This is a genomic window from Bradyrhizobium sp. UFLA06-06, assembly GCF_054820065.1.
On the sequence record NZ_JADFUD010000124.1, the window covers coordinates 1 to 7,996 of the forward strand.

A 7,996-nucleotide genomic window follows, 5' to 3' on the forward strand; every position below is an offset into this window, starting at 1 on the left:
CAATCTGCGCTGATGTATCAATCCAAATGCGCAGATCATTTGCGTTGCCGGAAGTGGTGGTTGATGCTTCCAAACCGGTCCCGCCGACAGAATAGCTAGGTGCGCTGTCGGTAACGCCGGTTTCGTGCGTTCATCAAACGGTGTTTGGCGTGGATTCCACGCAATGATGTTCACCAGAGTTTGCACCCTAACGCCGGTCGGACAACTGGCGAGCGCAAAGGTCCGCAACGTCGTCCCGACAGTCGCGTTTATATCCAGCGCTGAACCAGGCCAGAAACATTTTCTACCTCGACATAGCTCTCGAATGCCGCTGCGAACTCGACCGTTTTCGATCGTTTTGTGATCTCCGGAAATCGCCCCGAGGGGATTTATGGAGATCTTCCGGTTCAGGTTCAGAGATTAAGTGGTCGCACAGCTGCGAGCGTTGGCCGAGGGCTAGCGGAGTCCTAATCGTTTCGGGACTGGAATTTAGCCCTTGCTAGCAGCTAGGGCTAATCGCCGTTGAGTTTACTTGGCTTTCGTCGACGTCACGACCGGCAGCACGCGCCTCGATCGTCGCGATATCGGCATCGACCGGCAGCTGGATCGGATCCGTGGTGCGCTTGCCGCGGCCATCGCCATTGCGGCGGCCGTTCTCGTCAAGTGCGGTCAATCGCGCCGATCTCCTCGAGCCAGGCAAGCCGCCGGCGGACCGTATCCTGCGATAGGTCGCAATCCGCCGCCAGCGACGGGATACCGACCCAGCACATGCCGTCGCCCTCGACATACTCCCCGAGCGCGCGAAGCACGCTTTTTGCGGGAGAAATGAATTCGCGCGCGAGAGTTTCCTCTCGCGCAGCGAGCGACGTATCGCGGGAATTGACAGAAGGCCCGGCCGGAACCGCGCCTTCTCCTCGTCACCAGCCGTACCAGTAGGGATAAACCGGCCGATAGTAGCGGACGACCCGATACGGGCGGCCGTAGTAGTAGGGTGGCGGGCCGTAGACCGGTCCATAATAGACCGGTGGTGCGGTGGCGGCCGCTAATGTTCCGGCGAACAGCCCGAGAGCAAGCCCGGGGCCAATACCCGGACCGCCCCAACCATGGTGACGCCAATGGGCCGAAGCCGGTGCAACCGTTCCAATGAGGAGCGTTGCCGCCGCGACGACTGCAAAAGCAAGCTTTCTCATGTCCCTTTCCTCAACTTCTTAAGCGCTTACGCGCTTGCCTCTTATTAATGCTCCAATTAGCCGAAGCTCGGTTCGGCCATACATTGAATTAGAACCGTCCGGGCCGAGTTCAAGTAACTCGTTGCCCAAAGAGGGTGAGAGCCATGGTGACGTGACGCGAAGACGATCTCGCAAGCCTAGGACCGCGGCGCCTATTCGGGAGGGAGAGTGACGTCAGACCACCGGATTGAATACGCCGTCGATCATGACCGGCTCAGAAGCGCGTAAGCGGCACCTACTATAAGTCCACGAAGCCGGCCAAAGACGTATTGGCTAGTCCTCGAATCGACAACGGAGGGGCTAGAAGATAGGGTCAAGCAACAGCACTGCGCCGGCAATGCCGAGAAAAACGATGATGAGAGTCCAATCGCGGCTTTCTTCCGACATGGTCCCACCTTAGAAACGAACGGCCCCGGCGCAGTGGGAGAGCACCGAAGCCGTTAAGTAGTCCCACTCCATCGTGGAGAGATAACTTCGCGGACTACTGCTTGTTCCCGGGAAGAAACGGCCCCAGCGAGAAGGTAGCTGAGGCCGATCCGACGCCAAGCTGCGGGTGTCCGAATCAAAACAGTACCCAAGACAGCATCCAAGTCGGCAAAGACCTGTTGGCCGAAAAGAAAGAGCCCCAACTGCGAAGCTGGGGCCAGTGTGAGGCTGGGCGTCCCAGTGCCGGTAGCGGTGCGGCACCGAACAGGCGGCCAATGCCACGGCACGCGCCGCCCTCCTGTCCACAAAACGGCCCCAGCATCCGGATCATGCTGGGGCCAGGCCGGATGGCCGAACCGCTGTCCATCGAGAGCAGCGGTCGTCGTTTTAGGGCTGAAAGAATACGAAATAAAAATTGCCTGCCGTATTGCTCGGATAATGCAAACGACGCCGGTTCCGGAAATAACCCGTGTGAACTTTGGAAAGCAAAAGTGCCATTTTTTCCTGCCCCTTGACGGGATTGCCGAAGACAGTTTCACTTGGGGTCTCAGCTCTCTCCAGGCTGAGAACCCCTACCGTGCAAGGCGAGGCCCCGTAGGACCCCACAACGGGGCCTCGCTGCGGATTGGTTATGCGACGGTGGGCCGGCAAGCTGTAGCAATTCGATTTGACGTACCCCAGCCAAACTTGGCTCTTGGTTTTGCGTGGAGTTGCGTTATGCGCTGGTCCCGTTGGACACCCTCGATGGTCTCTTGGACCGGTCAGAGCGTCTTCCCGGTCGCTCGCTGACGACTTCGGGAAGGTCGGCCAGGCGTGGCCTTAGGCCGACCTTGAGGCGACCGGCCTTAAGAGGGTCATTCAGCAGAACACCGCGGTCCGCTCCGCGCCATGGCAGCGATCATGCGCTCCATCGTTGCGCCAGGCCGCGACGGGGCATGCACGTCAGCTTAATTGGCGCTGATATCCGTCTCTCCGCCGGTAATGATGACCGTATCGATGCCATCGCTGCATAGCTGCTGGTGAAGATCGCTGCCTTTCCACGGCGAATAAACATGTTTGTCGAAAGTGCGGGCCGGAGGAGTAAACTTCACGAGGTCGGGGACTGATCCCGCCATCTCTGGCCCGATGCTGTCGATTGTCATCGACCCCCACCGTTCGTGGTAGTGCCGCGACATACCCGCTCATTGGGCCGGCTTGCGGGCGGAAATGAAGCGAGTGAACAAGCTTCTCTCGGGATGGGCAGCTGTGACGGCGAGGATATTTGGGAGAACTCGCGGAAGCCACGGCATCTTCACGGTGGCTTCAGCGAACATTCGCTGCATATCGACGCAGATATGAACCTCGCTCTCACCGGGCGACCCGTACCGAAGTTCATGGTCCTTCGCCATTGTCTTAAATCCCGGAAAGCGAGCTCCAACAGAGCGAGACCCAATAGTTCCTGCGTGCTCGAGGGTTGTCGCCAGAAACTCGCCGAGCCCGGCAGCAGGTGGACGTGGCGTGATAGATTTTAGCAAGAATATCGACGCGGGCTATCGGAGCGGTCCCGGCCAAACCTGACGGCGCTAGCAAGGCGACCGACCCGGGTCAGCATGACGACGTTCACCGAATGGACGGCTCCGGCGAAATGCGCCATTTCGTTTGTCTTGGCATGCGAGAAGATGAGAGCGCGGAAAGCGCAGTTCTTGAACTTCAGAAGCATCGCTCCCAAAAGAAAGCGCGCGGGCCCCGCTCCTGAGATCGCGAGCATACCGCGCGCCTTCGACTGATCTTTTCTATCGCTTTCCGCCAATGTTCTGCACTTAGCTGAAAATGCTTGATCGGAAAATGCCGTTTATCGGACCCAGCATGTTCATCTTACTGCAGCCCGAGCAGAGCTTCTGAGTCAAACCAGACATTCGCACCTCAGTGATGCATGAAGATTGCAAGAAGAATGATGATCGGAAGCGGTATGCCGATCAGCCAGAGAAGCGCTCCTTTGCCGAAACCCATAATTTCCTCCTCAAGTTTGTGAATGACGCCAGACCAACCCAACCTCGAAATCGTTGTTCCTGCAGCTGGCAACCAAATCGGCCAAGCAGTCAGTACCGCCAGAAGCCCCTCCCAGTGGCGTTCTTGCTCCCGCCTCCGTAACGCATGACGCGCGCTCGGCCGAGGGTCCGCTATTGTCCTAATTGGAACCGGGTTCCCTGCCAATTGTTGTTGTGCGCCACTTATGAGGAGCACCGCATGGCAAGGAAGCCGAAGAAGCTGGAAGACCTTTTCCACGAGACGCTAAAGGACATTTATTTCGCTGAAAACAAAATCCTCAAAACCCTCCCCAAGATGGCGAAGGCGGCGCAGTCGCCCGACCTCAAGGCGGCGTTCACGCAGCATGAGCGCGAGACGAGAGCCCAGGTTAAGCGACTCGACCGCGTATTCAAGATCATCGGCAAGCCCGCGCGCGGCAAAACCTGCGCCGCCATCAACGGCATCGCCGAAGAAGGCTCCGAGATCATGAAGGACTTTAAGGGAATGCCCGCGCTCGATGCCGGTCTTCTCGCAGCCGCCCAGGCCGTCGAGCACTATGAGATTTCGCGCTATGGCACACTGTCCACATGGGCTGAAGAGCTGGGCTACGATGAAGCGGTCCAGCTACTTGAAGAGACCCTGACCGAAGAAAAGAAGACTGACAAGACTCTGACGGGCATCGCCAAGTCAGTTGTCAACGTTGAAGCCGAGAACGAAGAGGAAGACGCCTGACTGATGCCAAGCGCGACTCCAGCCTGGACGACGCCGCTTTTGACAGGTTTCTAGCAGGCGACCCAGAAAGATCGCCTGCCTCCCTCAGGATTTTCACCCGCGCCTCTTCGACGCCCAACCATGCGACACGGTCGAGCTCTGCAAAGCGCTGCAGCCGTCCGTGGCGCCACACCATTTCAAAGCAGCTGCTTTGAAAATCGACCGCACTCCAACGGCTCGCCGACGCCCAGCCGTGCACGAATTTGCCGCCGAGCTGTTCTGCCTCCCCCAGTGCTATGAAAATGCTAGGCGGCACATGACCTGTTTCTTCCGCGAACTCGCGTTTAACTGCGGCGGAGCTTCACTTCAAAAATCTGACCTTTGGGAATAGTCCACGCGCCCTCATCCTTGTTCGTCCAGACGGCCCCCCAGGATGCCCAAGCAGGACTTCAATCGAGCCACATTCTTGCGGAGTTTCTCAAGGCTCGGATGCGAGCCGGTCTCGTAAAGTTTGGCAACCATATCGGCGATGGCATCGCCTATGCCCGTAATGTCGGAGAGCGCGCCTGCTTCTGTCTCTTATACACATCTGACGCTGCCGACGAACTTGTGTATAAGAGACAGTCAGCACCCAGTGCTGCCGCAAGGGTCTCGGTTTCTCAGGAAGCCTTCTGCTCCGCCTAAATTGATCGCGGCGCTGCGGGGGCTCGCGGCATAGCGTTATCTGACGGATTCGTCGCCTGCTTCCTGCTGTGCCCTGAGATCCTGGGCGATCTCATCGACCTCCGTTTCGTCCGCAAGCTCTTCGCACTGCGCGTCGTTTTCGACAGGGCATTTCAGGTGAGCGGCGATCCGTTGTAAAAGAGCAAGGGATAGCGTCGACTCCCGCTCGGCCAGCAGGTTGATCTGCAGCTCCAGGTGATTGCGCCGCTCGAAAGCCCGATCCGAGATGTTTTGCCGGATCAGGACGCAGGACGTCAAAAGGACAGCCTCAAGCGCAAGCACGAGGGAAAGAAGCGGAAAGGGATATTCATCAAAGCGCCAGCCGGCTTTCGGTGCGAGCGTGTTAATCCACAGCCACAGGCCTACGCCGCAAGACTGGATCGCAAAGAAATAGGGCGTGCCGACGAAACGGCCGACGGCGTGAAGCGCGCGATGATGGAGGAGGAGCTGCTCCTCGTCCTCCTTTTCAATCCGCAGGATCGCCTCAATGTTTCGTGCCGAAGCGCCCGAGACGTGATCGGATGGCGCAGCGTCCTCCACTAGTCAGCCGCCCGTTCGGCGGCGTGCCGGGCCCTTCGCCCCGTCGCCTTGACGCTGTCCTCGCCGGCTTTCTCCGCTTTCGCGCGGGATTCGCAGGTCTTGCGCAGCTGTTCGAGCTCCTCATCGGTCAGGTGCTCAATGCCGACCAGAGAATTCCGGGCGGCGCCGACGCGGATCAACTCATCGAGTTTTACCTGCATGGCAGCGCTGTCGCGGTTCTGCGAATTCTGGATAAGGAAAACCATAAGGAAGGTGACGATCGTCGTGCCGGTATTTATGACGAGCTGCCACGTATCCGAATAGCCGAACACTGGTCCGGTCACAGCCCAAATGATGACGACCGCCGCGGCGAGCGCAAAAGTCGAGGCATGCCCCGCGGCTTGCGCCGTCCGGCTCGCGAAGGCGCCGAAGAACTTTGCGGGACCGCTCTGCTGTTCCTGCAATTGCTTTTTAGTACTCATGATCATCTCGCCGGACAGCAACGGCACGGAACCTGCAAAGTTCCACTGGCGTCAGCAGGCGGCCAAGACAACAGGCTATCCCGCGAAACCGCTGTTTGATCCTCCCGACTTGACTCGGTCGGGGTGAGCCTCGGACTTCCCGACGCTGGCCTGCGAGCGATCCGGCCATATCTCCTGCGCCGCGTCTCGACAACGGAGCAGCGGACGTCGGACTCGTCGCGGGAATGCTATCAAATCCCGACGTACAGGGCGTCTTCGCCGTCCCGGAGACATATCGCACGCAATTGCGTCTATGGTCAGGCCCTTCGACACGGAGGCCGGCAGACAGGAAGTTCTCGTCCGGTTGACACGCTCGACGGCCTCGGCTCGCGACCGGCCGGTTTAAGTGCCCGGTGTGGTGCCTTCGCTCAGGGCGCGCTCTTGGAACGCCGTGCTTGCTCGCCTCTCTGACGCGGCTGCGAGAGTGGTCGCACGTTCGTGCGATTGCTTCGCTCTTGTGGCTTGAACGAACCCCGATGCTTGGCGTAGGCGTGGGTGATCTCCGCGCCCATCAGGATGATCTGCGGGGTGTAGTAGACCCAGATCAGCACGACGACGATCGAGGCAGCCGCGCCGTAGGTCGACTCCAAACCTTGCTTGCCGATGTAGAGGCCGATCGCAGCCTTCCCTACTTCGAAAAACAAAGCCGTCAGGAGCGCGCCGAGCCGGACATCGCGCCAGGCGACTAAAACATCCGGTAACCATTTGAACATCATCGCGAACATTATCGTGACGACGGCAAACGATACCAACGTACTAACGACATGTAGCAAGCCCTCCGGCAGGTAGGGAGCTACGAATTTGCCGGCCGCGGCCAGGCATGCGGTCACCAGGAGCGAAACGAGCAGCAAAAAGCCGAGGGCCAAAACGGCGGCGAACGATAGCAGGTAGTTGCGGGCGAAATGCCAAATCCCGCTCTGTTCCGATTCCTCGACCTCCCACACGACGTTGAGCGCGTCCTTCAACTGTACGACGACGCCAATCGCGGCGAACAAGAGGGCGCCGACGCCGAGAACCGTCGCCAGAATGCCCTCGGCGGGGCGGCTGGCTCCCGCCAGATCGCTTCGATTCCGGTGTCCCCGAGCATGTCCTTCAAGGAGGAGGTGACTTGTGAGGTGACGGCGTCGTAGCCGAATAACAGCCCCGCGATCGCAATCGCGATCACGATAATAGGACCCAAGGAGAATACCGAGTAGTATGCAAGGGCGGCGCCCTGCCGCGCATCCTTGTGGCTCGACCAACTGGTCGCCGCCTCTTTCGCGACCGTCCACCACATTGCAGCTTCTCCGGTTCGCTTCAGGCTTATGGCGACTTCAGCTTTTCCCGTGCCGCATCGGCAGCATCGATGCCAGCTTGCTTCACCCGATCGATGGCTTCGGCGCCGACGTCACCGACTTCGGCGCTCAGCGTATCGGAGGCTTCGCGCAGACTTTGCGATACCGCGCTGGCGCGCGTGTTCAAGTCGGCTTTGACATCGTCGCTGAGCTTGCCCACCCATTCATTCTCGAGATCGGAAGCCCGGAACGCACCCGCAATTGCCGCACCGATTGTCAAGCCCACGGCGCCGAGGACGAGCGGCTGCCGGTCAAGCATGTCGGCCAACGATGACTGCGCTTTCGTGAAAGCCTCTTTTCCGGGCATGCTGAGGTTCTCGCGCGCATAGGCGACGCCGTCGTCGAATCGATCCTTGATCTTGTCCGCCGCTTCCGACATGGCGTCTGAAGCCGCGCTACCGGCCTCGCGTGTGGTTTCACCGAAGCCTGTGGCGTCATCATGATCCATTTCTGGCGCGGTCGGCGGCGCAGCGGTCCTTTGGAGTCCGGACGCGGCCGCGCGAACATTGCGCGCGCCGAGATCAACGATCGGCGAAGCCGCCGCTGT

Annotated in this window: 10 protein-coding genes; 1 reads left to right on the forward strand and 9 read right to left on the reverse strand. The window is 59.5% G+C overall.

Annotation, left to right across the window (positions count from 1 at the left end; all coding sequences use genetic code 11):
- Positions 1–478: 478 nt before the first annotated feature.
- The 4 genes from IF803_RS41820 to IF803_RS41835 form a co-directional block, all read right to left on the reverse strand.
- On the reverse strand, positions 479–652 hold the full coding sequence (locus tag IF803_RS41820; protein WP_155258692.1) for a hypothetical protein: 174 nt from the start codon (positions 650–652) through the stop codon (positions 479–481).
- Complete coding sequence (locus IF803_RS41825; protein WP_194456120.1) at positions 639–788, reverse strand: helix-turn-helix domain-containing protein; 150 nt, start codon at positions 786–788, stop codon at positions 639–641. The genes IF803_RS41820 and IF803_RS41825 overlap by 14 nt, the downstream gene beginning before the upstream one ends.
- A 108-nt stretch (positions 789–896) precedes the next feature.
- A complete protein-coding gene (locus IF803_RS41830) occupies positions 897–1,169 on the reverse strand; it encodes a hypothetical protein (protein ID WP_075969288.1) in 273 nt (90 codons plus the stop codon).
- A gap of 1,412 nt (positions 1,170–2,581) precedes the next feature.
- Entirely contained in the window at positions 2,582–2,776 is a 195-nt protein-coding gene (locus IF803_RS41835; RefSeq protein ID WP_245288924.1) for an isochorismatase family protein, read from the reverse strand.
- Between the two features lie 1,084 nt (positions 2,777–3,860).
- Here IF803_RS41835 and IF803_RS41840 point away from each other — a divergent pair.
- Entirely contained in the window at positions 3,861–4,373 is a 513-nt protein-coding gene (locus IF803_RS41840) for a YciE/YciF ferroxidase family protein (protein ID WP_028344423.1), read from the forward strand.
- A 699-nt stretch (positions 4,374–5,072) separates the two neighbouring features.
- On the opposite strand, the gene IF803_RS41845 is transcribed toward IF803_RS41840, so the two are convergent.
- The 5 genes from IF803_RS41845 to IF803_RS41865 form a co-directional block, all read right to left on the reverse strand.
- The gene (locus IF803_RS41845; protein ID WP_461196091.1) at positions 5,073–5,615 is read right to left on the reverse strand and encodes a DUF1003 domain-containing protein; all 543 of its coding nucleotides are present in this window, start codon (positions 5,613–5,615) and stop codon (positions 5,073–5,075) included.
- Positions 5,615–6,076, reverse strand: a complete 462-nt coding sequence (locus IF803_RS41850; RefSeq protein ID WP_028344424.1) for a low affinity iron permease family protein — start codon at positions 6,074–6,076, stop codon at positions 5,615–5,617. Before IF803_RS41850 ends, IF803_RS41845 begins: the two co-directional genes overlap by 1 nt.
- Before the next feature lie 407 nt (positions 6,077–6,483).
- On the reverse strand, positions 6,484–7,110 hold the full coding sequence (locus tag IF803_RS41855) for a YihY/virulence factor BrkB family protein (RefSeq protein WP_245288925.1): 627 nt from the start codon (positions 7,108–7,110) through the stop codon (positions 6,484–6,486).
- On the reverse strand, positions 7,077–7,391 hold the full coding sequence (locus tag IF803_RS41860) for a hypothetical protein (RefSeq protein WP_245288926.1): 315 nt from the start codon (positions 7,389–7,391) through the stop codon (positions 7,077–7,079). The genes IF803_RS41855 and IF803_RS41860 overlap by 34 nt, the downstream gene beginning before the upstream one ends.
- Positions 7,392–7,417: 26 nt before the next feature.
- Positions 7,418–7,996, reverse strand: a 579-nt coding sequence (locus IF803_RS41865) for a hypothetical protein (RefSeq protein WP_461196092.1), incomplete at its 5' end; no start/stop codon positions are given.

What these genes read in the sequence shown, in the direction of transcription:
- IF803_RS41830 (WP_075969288.1), bottom strand. Translation starts at nt 1,169, where the DNA reads ATGAGAAAGCTTGCTTTTGCAGTCGTCGCGGCGGCAACGCTCCTCATT.
- IF803_RS41835 (WP_245288924.1), bottom strand. Translation starts at nt 2,776, where the DNA reads ATGACAATCGACAGCATCGGGCCAGAGATGGCGGGATCAGTCCCCGAC.
- IF803_RS41840 (WP_028344423.1), top strand. Translation starts at nt 3,861, where the DNA reads ATGGCAAGGAAGCCGAAGAAGCTGGAAGACCTTTTCCACGAGACGCTA.
- IF803_RS41850 (WP_028344424.1), bottom strand. Translation starts at nt 6,076, where the DNA reads ATGAGTACTAAAAAGCAATTGCAGGAACAGCAGAGCGGTCCCGCAAAG.
- IF803_RS41860 (WP_245288926.1), bottom strand. Translation starts at nt 7,391, where the DNA reads ATGTGGTGGACGGTCGCGAAAGAGGCGGCGACCAGTTGGTCGAGCCAC.